Here is an 18,470-nt window from a genome sequence, read left to right on the forward strand (position 1 = left end):
TTCACCCAACAACAGTTTTACATCATATCATGAATAACAAACCAACTTTTCAAATAACTAATAAAATCTTGGAATTATTACAAGATATTTCTTATGAGCTGGGTATTTTAGTAGGTAGTAAGCTTTACTCTACACCTGTAAAGCTTAGAAAAAATAATCAAATCAAAACCCTTCAATCATCTTTAGCAATTGAAGGTAATAGTTTAAGCATAGAGCAAGTCACTGATTTAATAAATGGTAAAAGAGTCCTTGCCCCTGAAAAAGATATTTTAGAAGTAAAGAATGCTATAGAATTATCAAAACTTACGCTATGTTTGGTTCTAAATATCGTAAAGATGGAGAACGCAGCTGTTGTTGCATATAGTCATCTAAAAGCTCTAACTTTATTTGGTAAACCGTTTTACCGATTGTATTTGCAGTCCTTTTGAGAAATGCCCAAACTAAAAATGCACAACTAATATGATTACGTTGAATACGCTGTTTCCTGCATTGACAACGTTCTATCCCAGTAAGTTGCTTAATTTCTCTGTGCATGCTCTCAATTACCCATCGAAAGCCACACTCATCTTGTGCAGCTTTAGAAGATTTTTGAGTTTTGTTATTGGTAACAACATACTCAACTCTGTTGGTAGAAACAGTAAATTTAAACAAATTAACATGCTTATTTTTAGCAAAGCCTTTTATATGAATCTCTACTCCATGCCTGATCTCTTCATCTGAAAATGTCAACTCTTTTACAGCTTTATAAGGTTTAGAATCGTGTGTTTTACTAACGTTTCTATTGGCTTTAATAGGGGCATAATAATATTTCCCCAGAGAGTCAACATGTTGCATAATTTTGTGTGTAGAATACCATGTGTCAAAAAGTACTGTTTGAAAAGGAATCTTCTTGCTATAAACAGCATTATTTAACATGTTTAATAGGTGTTCTAGTTTTGTTGCTCCATCATGATCAGGTGCAAAAATTCGATAATCTATTACCCAAAACTTATTAATATCAGGGTTATAATATACCAGACTCACTACTCCTATACCTTTAGTAACTCTACCTGTAGCTCCACTGTACTGCGATCTTGCAATTTCTATTTGCTTCGTATTCCTTTTATTTAAAACCGTATCATCAAATATTGTATATCCATTAGATGAAAAAATAACATCATTCTTGATGTGTTCCCATAACAAAGAAGGTGTATATTTTTTATTCCTTAAAAATCTATTAATAACATCATGACTACATTTCTTTGCATGTTCAGCGTAGTAGGTTAAACTATAATTCTTTTGGCTAACTATTAAAAATTGACAATAATCTGTCCTATTAATTGGTATTGCTTGCAACTTTATCCTCTTTGACATGTTTAATTATTTTTACAATAATTTATCACTTTTTTACTCATAGCGTAAGTTTTGTTATATGATAATCTTACAATATTTAATCCTTTTGAAATTGAATCATTACTAAAGGCTCATAAAATATTAATGCAAGGATTAATAATAGATAATGGATATTGGTGTAAAGGGAATGCAGGAATATTTAAAGGTACTGAATTAGTGCATTTTGCTCCACCTCCTAGTCGTGTACCTATATTAATGCAGGATTTATTTGAGTTCATAACGCAAGATAGTAATACTTCTTTAATAATCAAAGCTTGTATATTTCATTATGAGTTTGAATTTATTCATCCTTTTTCTGATGGTAACGGGCGGATAGGAAGATTATGGCAACAACTATTATTAATGCAAAATAATAGAATTTTTGAATATATTTCAGTTGAAAGTTTAATAAGAAATAGTCAAAGTAAGTATTATAGTGTTTTAAGTAAGTGTGATAAGCTTGGGGAGTCTACCTTATTTATTGAGTTCATGCTTGATCAAATCCTTGCAGCATTAAAATTATATAGTAATAATATAATATATGAGGCTAATTCACCACTATCAAGAATCGAATTTACTAAGACTGCTCTAACAAATAAATGGTTTACTAGAAAAGATTATATCGCAGTGCATAAAAATATTTCCACAGCCACAGCAAGTAGAGATTTGGCATATGGTTTAGAGCAAGGAATTTTGATGAGTAAAGGGGAAAAGAATCAAGTTTGCTATAAATTTAAGGTATTATAATATAGTATCAATGTCATTCCCGCGTAGGCGGGAATCCAGCATAAAGCGAGATAACCTACGCTTTTAATTTTAAAAATTTGCTGCTTTTATGTCTATTTTTCTGGATTCCCGCCTACGTGGGAATGACATTGGCATCATACAAGCAACGCTAAGCCTATGTTAAAATGACAATTCAAACAGGGATTAACATGAAAAAATTTATGAAATACTTATTTTTTGCTTTTCTATATATAGCAATAACGATAATAGTTGCCTATATGATTTTGGCTCAGACGATTCCAGATGATGGGCAGTGTCATATGGTGGATAGACCGCTTGTTATTCATTATATTTTAGCTGCTATTATTACCGCTTTACCAACGTTAGTTTTAATATATAGTAAGAAGAAAAAGAAAAAATAATATGATCGGAAAATTAAGCGGCAGAGTCGACTCAAGCTATGATGATTATGCGATAATTGACGTAAATGGGGTTGGATATCGAGTTTTTGCTTCGGGTAAGACATTAGCTAAGCTTGCGGAAGGGGAATCTTATAAATTATTTATTGAAACCCATGTAAGAGAAGACCATATTAATTTATACGGCTTTTTGAGTTTAGAAGAAAAGAGTTGTTTCAACTTGCTGCAATCTGTAAATGGTATAGGAACAAGGATGGCTTTGTCTATTTTGACAGCCCTTACGCCTACTGATATACAAATTGCCATAAATAATGAAGATAAGAATATTTTTAAAGCGATTGCAGGAGTAGGAGCTAAACTAGCCGAGCGTATAGTACGAGAATTAAGTGATAAAGTGGTAAAAATATCAAGCTCATCTGCTGTTATTAAAGACAGTTTGGGCATTAAAGGTATTACGCCGGTAGCAAGTAATGACGTGATAAAAGCTTTGATAAATATAGGCTTTTCAAGGTTTGAAGCACAAAACGCTGTACAAGAAATTATCACCAAAAATCCAGAAATCTCCATTGATGAATTAATCAGAACCGCATTAAAGAATCGTAATAATAATTTTTAAATAAATAGTATAGCAAAAAACTATTTTTCCGCTATTATATAGTCGTAACATGTGTAAATATTGTGTGGATTATATGTCATTCCCGCGGAGGCGGGAATCCAGCATAAAGCGAGAAATCGAGCTTTTGTATTTTTTAATTACTGGATCCCGTGGACAAGCCACGGGATGACATTGGTCCTTAAGTTAATACTCATGTGCCTATACGAGAATAACATCAGAGCCGCCCAAATAAAGCTACAATTTACTTAAAAATGACTAATATATTATCGCCCGAAAAAAATCAGAATGATCAAGAATTGCCGCTAAGACCATCATATTTGCAAGAATTTGTTGGACAGCAACAGATTAAGGAAAACCTTTCTGTATTTATTAGGGCAGCTAAATCACGTGGTGAGCACCTTGATCATACTTTATTTTACGGTCCACCTGGGCTTGGTAAGACTACGCTTGCCAAGATTATTTCTAATGAGATAGGTGGTAATTTCAAATCTACTTCCGGTCCTGCCATACTTAAAGCAGCAGATTTAGCCGCTATTCTCACCAACCTTGAAAAAAATGATGTATTATTTATTGATGAGATCCATCGTTTAAATACTTCGGTTGAAGAGGTTTTATATCCGGCTATGGAAGATTTTGAGCTTGATATAATTATCGGAGAAGGTCCTGCTGCAAGATCGGTAAAAATAAACCTGCCGCAATTTACGCTTATAGGTGCTACTACCCGTCTTGGTTTGCTTAGTAACCCCTTGCGTGATAGGTTTGGTATTCCTATGCGTTTGAATTTCTATAATACCGAAGAGCTGAAAAAGGTTTTAAACAGAGCAAGTAAATTGCTTGATATTGATTTGACTGATTCAGGTTCAGAAGAAATAGCAAGAAGAAGTAGAGGAACGCCAAGAATTGCCTTAAGGTTGCTACGCCGTATAAGAGATTTTGCCGCGGTTAACAATCAGTTAGAAATAGATAAAGAAATAGCTAATTTTGGTTTAAACCGCTTGGAGGTTGATATTATTGGACTTGATAGCAATGATTATCGTTATCTCAAATTTATAGCAGATAATTATAATGGTGGACCTGTCGGAATTGAGACAATTGCCGCCGCTCTTTCCGAGCAGCGTGATGCACTTGAGGAAACCATAGAGCCTTATCTAATACAGATAGGTTTACTACAAAGAACACCACGGGGCAGGGTGATAACAGCTGCTGCTTTTGAGCATTTAAAAATTCCACTGCCAACTAGTCCTACTCATCAATTTAATATTTTTAACGACAATGAACAATAATTTAGATAATGACTACCAAGCTTTTTATATAATTAAAAGGTTAATAAAAAATCATATTAAACCTTATGCAACTAAGATATATATAGCAATATTTTGTATGGCTGTTGCAGCAATTTGTACGGCAATTATAGTACATACGGTTAGACCTATTATTGATAAGATTTTTTTAACGCATGATAGAAGAATGCTTGTTATAATGCCGATAGTGCTTATCTTAACTTTCTTTATCAAAGGAATTTCGGAATATTATCAGAATTATCTAATAAAATTTGTCGGACAGAGAGTATTAAACGATTTGCAGATAAAAATGTATGAGCATTTGTTATTTGCCGATATTTCTTTTATTCAAAAGCAATCTTCAGGGCGTCTTATATCCCGCTTTACTAATGATATTTCTTTAATGCGTGGTGCTGTTTCTAATTTACTCGTCGGATGTGCTAAACATTTTCTAACTGTAGTATGTTTAATAATAACGATGTTTAATTTAGAACCGCTATTATCTTGTGTGGTTTTCCTTGTTTTTCCTCTTGCCGTTTATCCGGTGCAGAAAATGGGAAGAAAGATAAGGAGAATATTTGCACGATCACAAGAGGAGCTTGGGCATTATACTTCTAAGCTTGATGAAGCCTTTCAGTCAATTAAAATTATTAAATCTTTTGTCGGTGAAAAAATAGAAAGTAAGAGAGCAGCGTTAATTATTAACAATATTTTAGAATATTACAAAAAAACATCTAAATTAGATGCGTTAGTTTCACCTATTATGGAGGGGTTAAGCGGTCTTGCAGTTGGTGGTATGGTATGGTATGGAGGTAGTTTGGTACTTGATGGGAAGACTACACCAGGTGCATTATTTGCTTTTTTAGCTTCTTTTGCTGCAGCTTATAGACCATTTAAAAGTTTAGTATCGTTGAATATTAACCTACAAGAGGGGATTGCAGCAGCTAAAAGGGTATTTAGTATTTTGGATACCGAACCTTTAATTAAAGATCATAGTAATTCTAAGGAAATCAATTTATCTGATGCACAAATTACTTTTGAGAAATTAGCTTTAAGTTTTGAAAGTAAGGTAGCTATAAAACATATAGATTTAAAGTTAAAACCTAATAAAATGATTGCCTTTGTTGGGCGTTCTGGTAGTGGTAAAACTTCGCTCAGCAATTTGTTAGCACGTTTTTATGATCCCACAGAAGGAAGAATTTTAATTAATACTCATGATATTAAAGATATTAAGCTTACTTCTCTACGCAGCCAAATTGCTTTAGTTACACAAGATACGCATTTATTTGATACTAGCGTTGCCAAGAATATAGCATATAGTCAACCTAATGCTACACAAGAAGAAATAATTAAGGCAGCACAATATGCTGATGCACATGAGTTTATCATGCAGCTGCCAAATGGTTATGATACACAAATAGGTGTGCAAGGGACAACTCTTTCAGGTGGTCAGCGTCAACGTTTATCGATTGCCAGAGCTTTTTTAAAAGATGCACCAATTTTAATTTGGGACGAGGCAACAAGCAGCTTAGATCAATCTTCTGAGCAGAAAATTCTAGAATCTCTAAAGAAATTACGCAACGGAAAAACTACTTTAATTATTACCCATCGCTTAAGTAGCATTACTGACCTTGATAATATAATTGTGATGAAAAATGGTGCAGTTTGTGAACAAGGAAACCATAAGCAGCTGCTTGATAATAAGAGTGAATATTATGCGTTGTATAATAAAGAGCTGAGGGATAGTGATAACGTTCCTGTATAACAGTTTTTCCGTCATTGCGAGGAAATTACAAAGTAATTGTACGTACACAATCTCAGGAGTCTTACACTATCTCATGAGATTGCCTCCGCCCTCCTGGCTACGCATCTCCTCGCAATGACGATAAAAAATACGTAGAAATGACTAAATAATAATAAAACAAATGCTTATCACCAGAATATTTAAAGACTATCGCTTATTCGAAATATTAATCTTAGGAATAGTTAGCGGCATGCCACTAGCTATAATTTATAGTACTATTTCGGTTTGGTTAAAAGAATCGGGTATAGATATTGCAGTTATCACTACTTTTGGAATAGCAAAACTATCTTATTCTCTAAAAGTATTTTGGTCTCCTCTGATTGATAATTTTAAAGTGCCTTTTTTAAGCAGATGGGGACATAGAAAAGGTTGGCTTATATTATGTAGCAGTTTGATGGCTTTAGTATTGATAGCTATGGGAAGAGAAAATCCTGCCACTTCTTTAACTGCTTTATATTTTCTAACTATAGCTTTAGGGGTTTTATCAAGCACATTTGACATTGCTGTTGATGCTCTTCGTATATCGATAAGTTTGAAGAAGAAACGCAAGGCATAGCTAGTGCAACAGCGGTATTCGGTTATAGAATCGGTATGCTGATTACAGGTGGCTGGGCTTTATATTTTGCTGAAATAACCAACGATAACTGGCAATTAACTTTCTTTGTTATAGGTATAATATTTGCCGTCTCTACGATTTTTATAATAACAGTAAAGGAAAAAGAATTAGTAAGAGAAAAGATAAAATTTACTTCTATCGCTTCTTGGATTCATACAGTAATTAGTCCTTTTAAAGATTTTTTTAAAAGAGAATTTGCTGTAACTATTTTGTTTGCTTTAATATTTTTTAAACTCGGTGATGCAATGCTTTTATCTATTGCGTCGCCTTTTTATATAGAGCTTGGCTATAGTAAAACAGAAATAGCAGTAATTGTTAAGCTATATGGCTTGATTGCAACCTTAGTCGGTGGATTTGTCGGTGGTATGGTATAGCATAAATCATTAAGATACTGACAATTTAATAGTATTAAAAACAGCATCATAAAATGTTTCAAAATCTCCTACAACTTTCCTAATTTCATTTTTTATCTTAAACCAGTAATGCTCTATAGGATTTAAATCAGGAGAGTAAGTTGGTAAATACAATATGGTACAACCAACGGATTCAATTAACTCTTTAACTTTAGAATTTTTATGAAAATTAATGTTATCCATAATAACGGTTTGCCCAGGTTGTAATTCTGTAATTAATACATCCCTAATATAAGTTTTAAAGACCTCTGTATTACAATTACCTTCAAATATTACAGGAGTAATAAGATTACCATTACAAAGACCAGCTATCATACTTATTCTAAATTTATGTTGATACACCTTTTCTCCATAACACCTTTGTCCTATAATGCTCCATCCATACTCTTTGCAAGCATTATCCTCTATTCCAGATTCATCAAGATATACTAATTTGTCTTTTGTGATGGTTTGTATCTTTGCTATAAATTCATTTCTTAATTTAATATCTCTTTTCGGATGAAAATGAGTTTTGTTTATAGCTATAGCCAAGTTTTCTGATTTGTCTTAAAATAGTTACAGATGCAATATTACCCCATTGCTTTGCTAACTCCTTTGATGTTTTATTCATATTAGCTTTAAAAAATTCTTTAAAAGATTCTGAATCTTTTATCTTATGACTATGTCCTTTCTGATAACCAGTTGCTGCTTCTAAAGTACCTTGCTTATCTTTTAATTTTTTCCATTTATATATAGTATCACGACTTACATTAAATAATTTACTTACCTTACTTATTCGTATCCCTGCTTCTACAGCTTTTATAACTCTTAGTCTTAGTTCTATTGCATATGCTCGTGCCATATCTCTTTACATGCTTGTTAATATTTGCTTACTATAACATGATACTCTCGCTCTGTCAGTACCTTAATGACTTATGCTATAATGTATAGGTTTAATAATTTTAAAGGCTTAATTATTACTGTCATTGCTAAAATAAAAGGGACCAGTAAATTGCACGAAAAAGGGACCAGAGAAGTTGGTGTGACCTAATAAGGTTAATGTGCAATATTCACTAGATAATTAAGCAAGTAAATATCTAGTGATACAATGATAAGAATAAATATGTATACAACAATTATCACCCTTTATAAACAAGGCAATAGTCAAAGGAATATTGCCAAACTAACAAGAACAGACCGCAAAACAGTACGAAAAATAATAAACCGCTATGTAGAGGCTGGTACAGAATCCCCAGCAATCTATGAACGATCTTCAGTTTTGGATTTTTGGCACGAAAAAATAATTGAGTTATTAGAAAAAAATCTGAGTTACATAAGAATTTTTGAGGAGTTAAAAAATCAAGGTTATACAAGCAGTTATACTTCTTTGACCCGTTATATCAAAAAATATAAAATTAAGGATAACAGTTGCATTCGTTTTCATACTTTAGCAGGAGAGGAAGCACAAGTAGATTTTGGTGACATAGGCTTACAGTATAATTCTAAAGGGCGTAGAGTTAAAGCATATGTATTTAATATGCGTTTAAGCTATAGTCGCCTTGATTATTATGAAGTAGTGTTTGATCAAAGTTGTCAAACATGGATTCAATGTCATATCAATGCATTTAATTATTTTGCTGGTAGTCCAAAAGTAATAAAACTTGATAATCTTAAAGCTGGAGTAGTAGATGCCAATTTTTATGAGCCAGTATATCAGAAGGAATATAAGTGCTTAGCCGATCATTATGGAATTTTACTTTCTCCTTGTCGAGTGTATCAACCGCAAGAAAAAGGCAAAGTTGAGTCGGGAATAAAATACGTTAAAAATAATTTTTTTGCTGGTCGTAAATTTGATAGATATGAAGAATTAACAAATGGTCTTGCAAATTGGTTAAATAAGGCCAATAGCCGAATACATGGTACTACTAAGAGAATACCTAGAGAACTGTTTGAGCAAGAGGAAAGAAGTAGTTTGATTCCTTTACCATTAGAAACTTTTGATTTGTCATCTTGGCATAATCGAAAAGTAGCAAAAGATTGTCATATTACCATAGATAATAATTATTACTCTGTACCAGCAAAATATATATACAGTGAGGTAATGGTACAATTGTCCCCAAAACTTGTTCAAATATTTTCTATACAAAATGATTTAATAGCAAGACACGTTAGAACAGAGGGCAAGGGGATATTTACCACTAATCCGTCTCATTATGCTAAATACAAACGTCTATGCCCAGGTTTTATAGAATATAGTGAACATTATCAACAACAAATGCAGCAGATAGGGAATAATTGCAGTTTATTATTAGAATCATTACAACAAACAAGAGTGAATGATTGGCAACGTTGTGCACGAGGTATCATTTCTTTACGTAAGGTTTACAATGATGACTTAATAGATAAAGCCTGTCATAGAGCACTACATTATGGTATAAGTTCTTACTCTAAAATTAAGAATATTTTAAATAGTAATGCAGTAAACTTACCATTACCAGAGTTTGGAGGTAATAATGCAGAACTTATTTAATGACCTACGAAGCTTTAGATTATCAGGTATAGTCAATAGTTTAAATGAAAGGATTATTTATGCTCAAAATAATAAACTAGGATTTAAAGAATTTCTATCACTATTATGTGAAGATGAAAAATCTAACCGTAAGGATAATAATTACCGTCGCCGTAAAAGTGCTGCTAAATTGCCGGTAACTAAAAATTTAGAAGACTTTGATTTTAATTTCCAACCAAGTGTTGATGCCAAAGTAATAAGTGATTTATCAACTTGTGATTATATTAATACTAAGGGAAATGTAATATTCATAGGTGATTCAGGAACTGGGAAAACTCATCTTGCCATTGGGCTAGCATTAAAAGCTTTAACACGAGAATACTCTGTATATTTTACTACGGTATCGGATATGCTTTATAATTTACATATTGCAAGAGCAGATAATAGTTATCACAAAAAGGTTAAATTACTCCTATCGTTTGATTTATTAATTCTTGATGAGCTCGGGTTTAAGCAATTGCCAAAACATTCAGTAGAAGACTTTTTTAATATTATTGCTAAACGATATGAAAATAAATCTACCATTATTACCACAAACAAGGATTTTGAAAAATGGAATGAAATATTTGCTGATGAAGTATTAACTCATGCAATTATTGATCGAGTGGTACATCATGCTCATATACTAAACATAAAAGGTAAAAGTTATCGTATTAATAACTATAAATCTGGAGGTAATATGGCATAAAAATTTTTAAATATAGTGGTTCCTTTTTCGTGCAATTTACTGGTCCCTTTTTAATTGACAATGACATTACCGGCATCCTCCAAAGCATAACACATTTTGCGTTTATTTGGCTCAATAGTCAACCTCCTTCTTTTGGAGCTTTATTAATTACTATTACTATAGAAAATTTTGCTGCCGCTATGGGTACTACTGCTTTGGTTGGATATATAAGCTATTTATGTAATAAAAAATACTCAGCAACGCAATATGCACTTTTTACCGCTGCAAGCAGTTTATGTAACAATACTGTCACTATTTATGCTGGTAAACTTGTAAATATGCTAGGCTAGAATGGCTTTTTCATCTTCACTATCATTTTAGCCTTGCCTGCTTTATTTATATTAATGTATCTTAATAAAAAGGTTAACGTGTAGTAAGTTTTGGCTTTGGCTGTGTCATCCCGTGGCTTGCGTTATTACATAGCTCTGATGTCATTCCCGCAAAAGGGGGAATCCAGAAAAAGTATAAACACGAGGAATTTTTAAAATTGAAAGCTTAGGTTATATTGCTTTATCTTGGATCCATGCCTACGCGGGAATGGAATTATAGTGCATAGCACTATAATTTCATCTTGACCAAACTCTAATAATATTTTATCTATATAAGATGTTTAGAAAAATTTTATTGCCTTACATTTTTGTTATCATTTCTTTACTTACCCAAGTAAGTGAAGCAAAAAAGGCTGTAAAAAATTCTTCTAAAGTTCCTATTCCCGTTCAAACTAGTTTAGTAATTAATGAAAAAAATGGTGAGGTTTTGCATGCTCATAATTCACAAGTTCGGATGTATCCTGCCTCTTTAACTAAATTAATGACACTATATTTAATGTTTGAGTCAATTGAGACAGGTAAACTATCATTAAATAAAAAGTTAACTGTATCAGAAAAAGCGGCAAAAATGCCTCCTTGTAAGCTAGGTTTAAAAGCGGGTGAAACTATAACAGTCAGAGATGCTATTAATGGGTTAATTATAACTTCCGCTAATGATGCTGCTGTGGTTGCTGCTGAAAATCTTAAAGGCTCAGAAAAAGCTTTTGCTCATGCAATGAATGTCAAAGCTAAACAACTTGGGATGAAAAATACCTATTTTAAGAATGCTTCAGGTTTGCATGATCCGTTGCAGCAAACTACTGCAAGAGATATGGCTAAGCTTGCTTTAGCAATTAAGAAAAACTATCCTAAATATTATCCGTTATTTTCCAAAACAAGTTTTGTATTTCGCGGTAATACAAGAAATGGACATAATAATATTACTAAAAACTATCGAGGAGCTGAAGGTCTAAAAACAGGTTTTACTAATCCATCTGGTTATAATTTAGTTACTACTGCCTCAAGAAACGGTAAGTCATTAATCGCAGTTGTTACAGGCGGTAGAAGTGCTGAATCTCGTGATCAGAAAATGATCGGATTGCTAGATCAGCACTTTAACGTAGCATCTACCAAGCCTAAAGTCACACTTGCTTCTAACAATAAAGTAAAAGCAAAACCTAAGCCAAAAATAGTGATAAAGAAAGGAGTCATGCGTAGTTAGTCTTTAAAAAAGCAATTTCAGAAATTTTTATTGCTTCATGAGACTGTAACGCAGTCTTCGCCTATTCTAATACTATGGAAGCCATCCATGAAAATTTTTTATTTTTCTCATTATTATCCTTGCGAATATTATTGCTTCTAAATTTCAACTAGTCTATACATAATTCTTCTTAATTATAAGCCTTTTAAAGTTAATTTTAAAAAATTAAAAATATGGAAAAACTTATCGGTTCAATTTTATTAATTGCGGGTACTTGTATAGGTAGCGGTATGATAGCCCTGCCTATGGTATAAGCAAAAATAGGTTTAATACCTAGTATAATATTAATGTTTATAATTTGGTTTCTAATGTATTATACTTCCTTAATTAATTTGGAACTTAACCTTCAAGCCGGTAAAGGTATAGCACTAGGAAGACTTGGAAAATATTTTTCAGGACGTATTGCTGAAATTATCGGTATGGTAAATCTTAAAATTCTTTCATACGCTTTACTGGCAGTTTTTATATATGGAGGTTCGTCAATAATACAAAATTTATTAGCTTTAGATATAAGTATAGATTACATAGGAGTATATGCTATGCCGTTATATCTATTTTACTATTATTGCTACCGTTAAAGTTAATAGATTATATAAATCGTTTGTTATTTATTGGGATACTTATAGTAATAGCAATTTTAATTATAGGACTTATTGCTATGATTAAATGGTACAATTTACCATTGTTTTCATCAAGATATAAAGAAATATTAGTATGGAGTGAAATAATGCCTGTAGTTTTTACTTATTTTGGTTTCCAAGTAATTTTTCATACTTTAACTAATTACTGTCAAAACTTACGCTATGAGTAAAAAAGTGATAAATTATTGTAAAAATAATTAAACATGTCAAAGAGGATAAAGTGAAAATACTATAAGTAAGTAGAACAGAACCTATTTAAAATAATAAGATTTTAAATAGGTAATGATGAACAGAAAATATAGACACTTATCTCGAGAAGAGAGATATGAGATAAAAAGAATGTATGACCTAGGAGTCAGTATTAATAAGATAGCACAACATCTTACGAGGTCTAAAAGCACTATTAGTATGGAGCTAAAAAGAAATAAGGTAAAAGATAAGTATATGCCTTGTATTGCTCAGGAAAAATATGAAAACAGGATGTATCAGCAAGAGTTATTAAAAATAGAAAAGAACCCTATGTTGTTAGATTATATTAAAAATGCTATGATTCGCAAGAAATGGTCGCCGGATGCTATAGCCGGAAAGTTAAAACTAGACAAAAATACAGCTTTGTGTATCAGTACAGAAAGTATATATAGATTTGTTTACACTTCTGCAGTAGAAGCTAAATTAAAGTTATATAGCTATTTACCTTCTAAAAGATATAAAAGGCAAAAAAGAGGGAAGAGGCGTCAAAGGATCATTATACCACAAAGGATCTCAATACATCAGCGTGATGCAATAGCTACGAAAAAGGTAGAAGTAGGGCATTTTGAGGCAGATCTTACATTTCATAAAGGTAATCAAAGTATGAATATTGGTGCACTGGTGGATAAAAAGAGTCAAAAGATTATTTTAGTGCTGAATAACTCCAAGAGAGCTACAACAGTTACCAATGGTTTTTTAAGAAAGATAAAAACTCTTCCAAATAGTTTGAGAAAGACTATTACTATGGATAATGGCAAAGAGTTTGTGGGGCATGTTGCCTATAGACTATCTGGGTTTCAAACTTTCTTTTGTGATCCATACCGCCCTAGACAAAAAGCATTAGTGGAAAAAATGAATTCTATGATTCATAGAATTTTACCTAAAAATACAGATATTACTACCGTTACACAAAGAGGTCTTGACAATGTTGCTGAGATTTTAAATAACATGCCAAGAAAGATTTTTGGTTATAAAACCCCCAATGAAATTTGGGCAGAAAATTTATAGGTTTTGTTCTACTTAGTCCTTGAATTTTCAAAGTTGCAAGCAATACCAATTAATAGGACAGATTATTGTCAATTTTTAATAGTTAGCCAAAAGAATTATAGTTTAACCTACTACGCTGAACATGCAAAGAAATGTAGTCATGATGTTATTAATAGATTTTTAAGGAATGAAAAATATACACCTTCTTTGTTATGGGAACACATCAAGAATGATGTTATTTTTTCATCTAATGGATATACAATATTTGATGATACGGTTTTAAATAAAAGGAATACGAAGCAAATAGAAGTTGCAAGATCGCAGTACAGTGGAGCTACAGGTAGAGTTACTAAAGGTATAGGAGTAGTGAGTCTGGTATATTATAACCCTGATATTAATAAGTTTTGGGTAATAGATTATCGAATTTTTGCACCTGATCATGATGGAGCAACAAAACTAGAACACCTATTAAACATGTTAAATAATGCTGTTTATAGCAAGAAGATTCCTTTTCAAACAGTACTTTTTGACACATGGTATTCTACACACAAAATTATGCAACATGTTGACTCTCTGGGGAAATATTATTATGCCCCTATTAAAGCCAATAGAAACGTTAGTAAAACGCACGATTCTAAACCTTATAAAGCTGTAAAAGAGTTGACATTTTCAGATGAAGAGATCAGGCATGGAGTAGAGATTCATATAAAAGGCTTTGCTAAAAATAAGCATGTTAATTTGTTTAAATTTACTGTTCCTACCAACAGAGTTGAGTATGTTGTTACCAATAACCAAAACTTACGCTATGTTATAGCAAATATGCTAAAAACTCTTATTACACAGCAATGTTTTATAGTGAAGCACTTCATAATATCCCTTAATTCATGGGCATTATATCAAACATAGCGTAAGTTTTGTAACAAAACTCAAAAATCTTCTAAAGCTGCACAAGATGAGTGTGGCTTTCGATGGGTAATTGAGAGCATGCACAGAGAAATTAAGCAACTTACTGGGATAGAACGTTGTCAATGCAGGAAACAGCGTATTCAACGTAATCATATTAGTTGTGCATTTTTAGTTTGGGCATTTCTCAAAAGGACTGCAAATACAATCGGTAAAACGGTTTACCAAATAAAGTTAGGGCTTTTAGATGACTATATGCAACAACAGCTGCGTTCTCCATCTTTACGATATTTAGAACCAAACATAGCGTAAGTTTTGCTGTAATAAAAATGCTAGAACATTAAAATTAGCATTCTTATTTGGTACTTTAATTCCAGCAATAGTATATATAATTTGGACATGTAGCGTTCTTACTGTAATACATCATGAAAATCCGGTATTTTATCAACAGATGGTTGTAGGCAATGTTGAAGTAGGAGAGTTAGTTAAAGAATTAAGCAGTATAGCAAAATGGCAATCCGTACAATTGCTAGTGTGGATAATCTCTACTTTAGCTATAGCTACCTCAGTAATTGGTGTAGGTGTAGGTCTATGTGATTCTCTTAAAGTAAGTTTTTCAAACCTAAAGTGTAATTTAAGGATTCGTGATATAATAGCTGCTTCTGAAAATTCAAGGACTAAGTAGAACAAAACCTATAAATTTTCTGCCCAAATTTCATTGGGGGTTTTATAACCAAAAATCTTTCTTGGCATGTTATTTAAAATCTCAGCAACATTGTCAAGACCTCTTTGTGTAACGGTAGTAATATCTGTATTTTTAGGTAAAATTCTATGAATCATAGAATTCATTTTTTCCACTAATGCTTTTTGTCTAGGGCGGTATGGATCACAAAAGAAAGTTTGAAACCCAGATAGTCTATAGGCAACATGCCCCACAAACTCTTTGCCATTATCCATAGTAATAGTCTTTCTCACACTATTTGGAAGAGTTTTTATCTTTCTTAAAAAACCATTGGTAACTGTTGTAGCTCTCTTGGAGTTATTCAGCACTAAAATAATCTTTTGACTCTTTTTATCCACCAGTGCACCAATATTCATACTTTGATTACCTTTATGAAATGTAAGATCTGCCTCAAAATGCCCTACTTCTACCTTTTTCGTAGCTATTGCATCACGCTGATGTATTGAGATCCTTTGTGGTATAATGATCCTTTGACGCCTCTTCCCTCTTTCTTGCTTTTATATCTTTTAGAAGGTAAATAGCTATATAACTTTAATTTAGCTGCTACTGCAGAAGTGTAAACAAATCTATATATACTTTCTGTACTGATACACAAAGCTGTATTTTTGTCTAGTTTTAACTTTCCGGCTATAGCATCCGGCGACCATTTCTTGCGAATCATAGCATTTTTAATATAATCTAACAACATAGGGTTCTTTTCTATTTTTAATAACTCTTGCTGATACATCCTGTTTTCATATTTTTCCTGAGCAACACAAGGCATATACTTATCTTTTACCTTATTTCTTTTTAGCTCCATACTAATAGTGCTTTTAGACCTCGTAAGATGTTGTGCTATCTTATTAATACTGACTCCTAGGTCATACATTCTTTTTATCTCATATCTCTCTTCTCGAGATAAGTGTCTATATTTTCTGTTCATCATTACCTATTTAAAATCTTATTATTTTAAATAGGTTCTGTTCTACTTACTTATAGTATTTTCACTTCTATTACTATATTACCAGCTTATATTGTAACAATACTAGTTCCTAATGCTTTTATTACAGTTTTAGGGTTCGCCGGTATGATACTAGTAATAATTGCAATTTTATTGCCTGCTTACTTATTATATAAAGCAAAAATAAAAAATTTTTATTATCCTGAACTAAAAAAGAAATATTTAATTGTTATATCAGTAATTATTGGAATATTTATTATGGGATATGAACTTACTAATACGATTATCGGTATTTTATAAATATACTCTATCTTTATTTACTATAGCTCGGTTAAGCAACTAGATGACACCAAGTTTTATGCAGCTGCTATCTTGGATGCATTGGGTGTTTTATTTCTAGATTAACAAATTTAGAATATTGACTATCGTAGAATAGCTGAACATTTCCAACGGGACCGCTGCGGTGTTTTGCAATTATAATATCGGTAATATTATGTGCTTTACTCATATTATTTTGCCATTCAGCATATTTTTCGGCATGTTTAGGGTCGCTTGCTGCAGGCTCTTTTCTGCTTAGATAATATTCTTCTCGGTAGATAAACATAACTATATCGGCGTCTTGTTCAATACTTCCTGATTCTCTAAGATCGGATAGCATAGGTCTTTTATCCTCACGAAGCTCTACTGCTCTAGATAGCTGAGATAATGCGATGACAGGAATATTTAATTCTTTGGCTATGGCTTTTAAACCTTGGGTGATTTCCGAAACTTCATTAACCCTATTATCGGATTTACTTACTCCTCTAATTAATTGTAAATAATCGACAAATAATATACCTAAATTATGCTTGCGTTTCATTCTTCTAGCACGTGTTCTTATAGCTGAAATAGTTAAAGCAGGAGTATCGTCAATAAAAAATGATAATTCTGATAAAGCTATTGCTTCTTTGCGAAGGCGATTATAATTTGCTTCATTAATCATTCCTGTACGAAGAATAGTGGAGTCAATTCCTGCACTCATTGAAAGCAAACGTGTTGTAAGCTGCTCGGAGGACATTTCTAGAGAGAAAAATCCCACAGATTGCACTTCTTGATTATCACGCTTATTTCTAAGAAGCATGTTATTGCAAGCATTTAAAGCTAAATTTAAAGCAAAGGCTGTTTTACCCATAGCGGGACGTCCTGCAAGAATTACGAGATCAGAATTATGAAAACCAAACAGTTTACTATCTAAATCAATTAAGCCAGTAGATATACCTATCACATGATCATTATTTTTCATTGCTCTGTTTATGCTAGCAATCGACTCTGAAATAGGTATAGCAATTTTGGTAAAGCTTTTTTCATTTATCCCTTCACTAGCTAAATCATAAAGCTTAGATTCAGCTCGTTCAATTTGTTCTTTTGCTTCAAACTCTAAAGAAGAATTATATGCGTCGTTTACTACTTCCTCACCAATATTTATTAAATAACGTTTTATTGCTAAATCATATATTATTTTACCATAGTCAATAGGATTAATTACCATCATTGACATAGTGACTAATTTTGCTAAATATTCAGCTCCCTCCATTTCAGCAAAAAGCTCATCATTCACTAGCATACTACGTAAGGTTATAGGAGTAGCTATTAAACCTTTCTCGGTAATTACTTCAATTCCTTTATAAATTTTTTGGTGAATAGATTCAAAAAAATGTTCACTGCGTAAAAATTCTGATACATAGTTTAGTAATTCATTATTGGTTAAAATTGCCCCAATAAGCATCTGTTCTGCCTGAGTATTTGAAGGTAAAACTCTTGCTAATACAGTATTTGCTTCACCGTTATCTATATTTTTATCATTATTTGCTTTATTACGTGCCATTGTTGTGTATTATATTATAAAGTTGTTAGTATTTGGGCGTTTGTCATCCCGTGGC

At 32.2% G+C, this 18,470-nt stretch carries 18 protein-coding genes and 5 pseudogenes; 18 read left to right on the top strand and 5 right to left on the bottom strand.

What is annotated here, in order from left to right; genetic code table 11:
• Nucleotides 1-29: 29 nt before the first annotated feature.
• Nucleotides 30-344 (top strand): annotated as a pseudogene (locus tag AAGD55_RS06270) (Fic family protein); the annotation flags it as partial.
• On the opposite strand, the gene AAGD55_RS06275 reads toward AAGD55_RS06270, so the two are convergent.
• A complete protein-coding gene (locus AAGD55_RS06275) occupies nt 304-1,353 on the bottom strand; it encodes a transposase (RefSeq protein WP_341790844.1) in 1,050 nt (349 codons plus the stop codon). The pseudogene AAGD55_RS06270 and the gene AAGD55_RS06275 overlap by 41 nt on opposite strands.
• A 48-nt stretch (nt 1,354-1,401) precedes the next feature.
• Here AAGD55_RS06275 and AAGD55_RS06280 point away from each other — a divergent pair.
• The 6 genes and pseudogenes from AAGD55_RS06280 to AAGD55_RS06305 form a co-directional block, all read left to right on the top strand.
• Nucleotides 1,402-2,118 (top strand): annotated as a pseudogene (locus tag AAGD55_RS06280) (Fic family protein); the annotation flags it as partial.
• A gap of 188 nt (nt 2,119-2,306) precedes the next feature.
• Nucleotides 2,307-2,519 carry a Holliday junction ATP-dependent DNA helicase RuvA gene (locus AAGD55_RS06285; protein ID WP_341792533.1) on the top strand — a complete coding sequence of 71 codons (213 nt, stop codon included), beginning with the start codon at nt 2,307-2,309 and terminating at the stop codon, nt 2,517-2,519.
• A 1-nt stretch (nt 2,520) separates the two neighbouring features.
• On the top strand, nt 2,521-3,132 hold the full coding sequence (gene ruvA, locus AAGD55_RS06290; RefSeq protein ID WP_341790845.1) for a Holliday junction branch migration protein RuvA: 612 nt from the start codon (nt 2,521-2,523) through the stop codon (nt 3,130-3,132).
• Nucleotides 3,133-3,383: 251 nt separating this feature from the next.
• Nucleotides 3,384-4,415 (top strand): Holliday junction branch migration DNA helicase RuvB, encoded by a 1,032-nt coding sequence (gene ruvB, locus AAGD55_RS06295; RefSeq protein WP_341790846.1) that lies wholly within the window; start codon nt 3,384-3,386, stop codon nt 4,413-4,415.
• The gene (locus AAGD55_RS06300) at nt 4,405-6,177 is read left to right on the top strand and encodes an ABC transporter ATP-binding protein (protein ID WP_341790847.1); all 1,773 of its coding nucleotides are present in this window, start codon (nt 4,405-4,407) and stop codon (nt 6,175-6,177) included. Before ruvB ends, AAGD55_RS06300 begins: the two co-directional genes overlap by 11 nt.
• A gap of 160 nt (nt 6,178-6,337) precedes the next feature.
• Nucleotides 6,338-7,203 (top strand): annotated as a pseudogene (locus AAGD55_RS06305) (MFS transporter); the annotation flags it as partial.
• A 12-nt stretch (nt 7,204-7,215) separates the two neighbouring features.
• On the opposite strand, the gene AAGD55_RS06310 reads toward AAGD55_RS06305, so the two are convergent.
• A protein-coding gene (locus AAGD55_RS06310; protein WP_341790848.1) for an IS630 family transposase occupies nt 7,216-8,086 on the bottom strand; the annotation gives its coding sequence in 2 pieces (ribosomal slippage) (nt 7,216-7,758 and nt 7,760-8,086; 870 coding nt in all).
• 66 nt (nt 8,087-8,152) lie between these two features.
• Between AAGD55_RS06310 and AAGD55_RS06315 the strand changes: the two genes are divergently transcribed.
• From AAGD55_RS06315 to AAGD55_RS06360, 10 genes and pseudogenes are all read left to right on the top strand, one after another.
• Nucleotides 8,153-8,275: a hypothetical protein gene (locus AAGD55_RS06315; RefSeq protein ID WP_341790849.1), complete on the top strand. Its 123-nt coding sequence runs from the start codon at nt 8,153-8,155 to the stop codon at nt 8,273-8,275.
• A 72-nt stretch (nt 8,276-8,347) separates the two neighbouring features.
• Entirely contained in the window at nt 8,348-9,754 is a 1,407-nt protein-coding gene (gene istA / locus AAGD55_RS06320) for an IS21 family transposase (RefSeq protein WP_341790850.1), read from the top strand.
• Nucleotides 9,738-10,481: an IS21-like element helper ATPase IstB gene (gene istB, locus AAGD55_RS06325; protein WP_341790851.1), complete on the top strand. Its 744-nt coding sequence runs from the start codon at nt 9,738-9,740 to the stop codon at nt 10,479-10,481. Before istA ends, istB begins: the two co-directional genes overlap by 17 nt.
• Nucleotides 10,482-10,546: 65 nt before the next feature.
• Nucleotides 10,547-10,894: pseudogene (locus tag AAGD55_RS06330) on the top strand (MFS transporter); the annotation flags it as partial.
• A 232-nt stretch (nt 10,895-11,126) separates the two neighbouring features.
• The gene (locus AAGD55_RS06335; RefSeq protein ID WP_341790852.1) at nt 11,127-12,050 is read left to right on the top strand and encodes a D-alanyl-D-alanine carboxypeptidase family protein; all 924 of its coding nucleotides are present in this window, start codon (nt 11,127-11,129) and stop codon (nt 12,048-12,050) included.
• A gap of 269 nt (nt 12,051-12,319) precedes the next feature.
• A pseudogene (locus AAGD55_RS06340) lies at nt 12,320-12,900 on the top strand (aromatic amino acid transport family protein).
• A gap of 112 nt (nt 12,901-13,012) precedes the next feature.
• Nucleotides 13,013-13,987 carry an IS30 family transposase gene (locus tag AAGD55_RS06345; RefSeq protein ID WP_341790853.1) on the top strand — a complete coding sequence of 325 codons (975 nt, stop codon included), beginning with the start codon at nt 13,013-13,015 and terminating at the stop codon, nt 13,985-13,987.
• A 3-nt stretch (nt 13,988-13,990) separates the two neighbouring features.
• A complete protein-coding gene (locus AAGD55_RS06350) occupies nt 13,991-14,872 on the top strand; it encodes a transposase (RefSeq protein ID WP_341790854.1) in 882 nt (293 codons plus the stop codon).
• 78 nt (nt 14,873-14,950) lie between these two features.
• Entirely contained in the window at nt 14,951-15,181 is a 231-nt protein-coding gene (locus AAGD55_RS06355; protein ID WP_341791151.1) for a hypothetical protein, read from the top strand.
• Nucleotides 15,182-15,239: 58 nt separating this feature from the next.
• Nucleotides 15,240-15,554, top strand: coding sequence for an aromatic amino acid transport family protein (locus AAGD55_RS06360; protein ID WP_341792534.1), 315 nt, complete (start codon nt 15,240-15,242; stop codon nt 15,552-15,554).
• Nucleotides 15,555-15,562: 8 nt separating this feature from the next.
• On the opposite strand, the gene AAGD55_RS06365 is transcribed toward AAGD55_RS06360, so the two are convergent.
• On the bottom strand, nt 15,563-16,078 hold the full coding sequence (locus AAGD55_RS06365) for an IS30 family transposase (RefSeq protein WP_341792535.1): 516 nt from the start codon (nt 16,076-16,078) through the stop codon (nt 15,563-15,565).
• Complete coding sequence (locus AAGD55_RS06370) at nt 16,033-16,536, bottom strand: helix-turn-helix domain-containing protein (RefSeq protein WP_341790855.1); 504 nt, start codon at nt 16,534-16,536, stop codon at nt 16,033-16,035. The genes AAGD55_RS06365 and AAGD55_RS06370 overlap by 46 nt, the downstream gene beginning before the upstream one ends.
• Nucleotides 16,537-16,563: 27 nt before the next feature.
• Here AAGD55_RS06370 and AAGD55_RS06375 point away from each other — a divergent pair, with 27 nt between their 5' ends.
• Nucleotides 16,564-16,851 carry an aromatic amino acid transport family protein gene (locus AAGD55_RS06375; protein ID WP_341792536.1) on the top strand — a complete coding sequence of 96 codons (288 nt, stop codon included), beginning with the start codon at nt 16,564-16,566 and terminating at the stop codon, nt 16,849-16,851.
• A gap of 67 nt (nt 16,852-16,918) precedes the next feature.
• Here AAGD55_RS06375 and AAGD55_RS06380 read toward each other — a convergent pair whose 3' ends face one another.
• Nucleotides 16,919-18,415, bottom strand: coding sequence for a replicative DNA helicase (locus tag AAGD55_RS06380; RefSeq protein WP_341790856.1), 1,497 nt, complete (start codon nt 18,413-18,415; stop codon nt 16,919-16,921).
• Nucleotides 18,416-18,470: the final 55 nt, after the last annotated feature.

The organism is Rickettsia endosymbiont of Gonocerus acuteangulatus (assembly GCF_964026435.1).
GTDB lineage: Bacteria > Pseudomonadota > Alphaproteobacteria > Rickettsiales > Rickettsiaceae > Rickettsia.

Bases quoted from the DNA above. Each gene is read 5' to 3' on its own strand.
- istB (WP_341790851.1), top strand. From the start codon at position 9,738: ATGCAGAACTTATTTAATGACCTACGAAGCTTTAGATTATCAGGTATA.
- ruvB (WP_341790846.1), top strand. From the start codon at position 3,384: ATGACTAATATATTATCGCCCGAAAAAAATCAGAATGATCAAGAATTG.
- istA (WP_341790850.1), top strand. From the start codon at position 8,348: ATGTATACAACAATTATCACCCTTTATAAACAAGGCAATAGTCAAAGG.
- AAGD55_RS06355 (WP_341791151.1), top strand. From the start codon at position 14,951: ATGCACAGAGAAATTAAGCAACTTACTGGGATAGAACGTTGTCAATGC.
- AAGD55_RS06345 (WP_341790853.1), top strand. From the start codon at position 13,013: ATGATGAACAGAAAATATAGACACTTATCTCGAGAAGAGAGATATGAG.
- AAGD55_RS06370 (WP_341790855.1), bottom strand. From the start codon at position 16,536: ATGATGAACAGAAAATATAGACACTTATCTCGAGAAGAGAGATATGAG.
- AAGD55_RS06315 (WP_341790849.1), top strand. From the start codon at position 8,153: ATGACTTATGCTATAATGTATAGGTTTAATAATTTTAAAGGCTTAATT.
- AAGD55_RS06380 (WP_341790856.1), bottom strand. From the start codon at position 18,415: ATGGCACGTAATAAAGCAAATAATGATAAAAATATAGATAACGGTGAA.
- AAGD55_RS06285 (WP_341792533.1), top strand. From the start codon at position 2,307: ATGAAAAAATTTATGAAATACTTATTTTTTGCTTTTCTATATATAGCA.
- AAGD55_RS06335 (WP_341790852.1), top strand. From the start codon at position 11,127: ATGTTTAGAAAAATTTTATTGCCTTACATTTTTGTTATCATTTCTTTA.
- ruvA (WP_341790845.1), top strand. From the start codon at position 2,521: ATGATCGGAAAATTAAGCGGCAGAGTCGACTCAAGCTATGATGATTAT.
- AAGD55_RS06275 (WP_341790844.1), bottom strand. From the start codon at position 1,353: ATGTCAAAGAGGATAAAGTTGCAAGCAATACCAATTAATAGGACAGAT.
- AAGD55_RS06300 (WP_341790847.1), top strand. From the start codon at position 4,405: ATGAACAATAATTTAGATAATGACTACCAAGCTTTTTATATAATTAAA.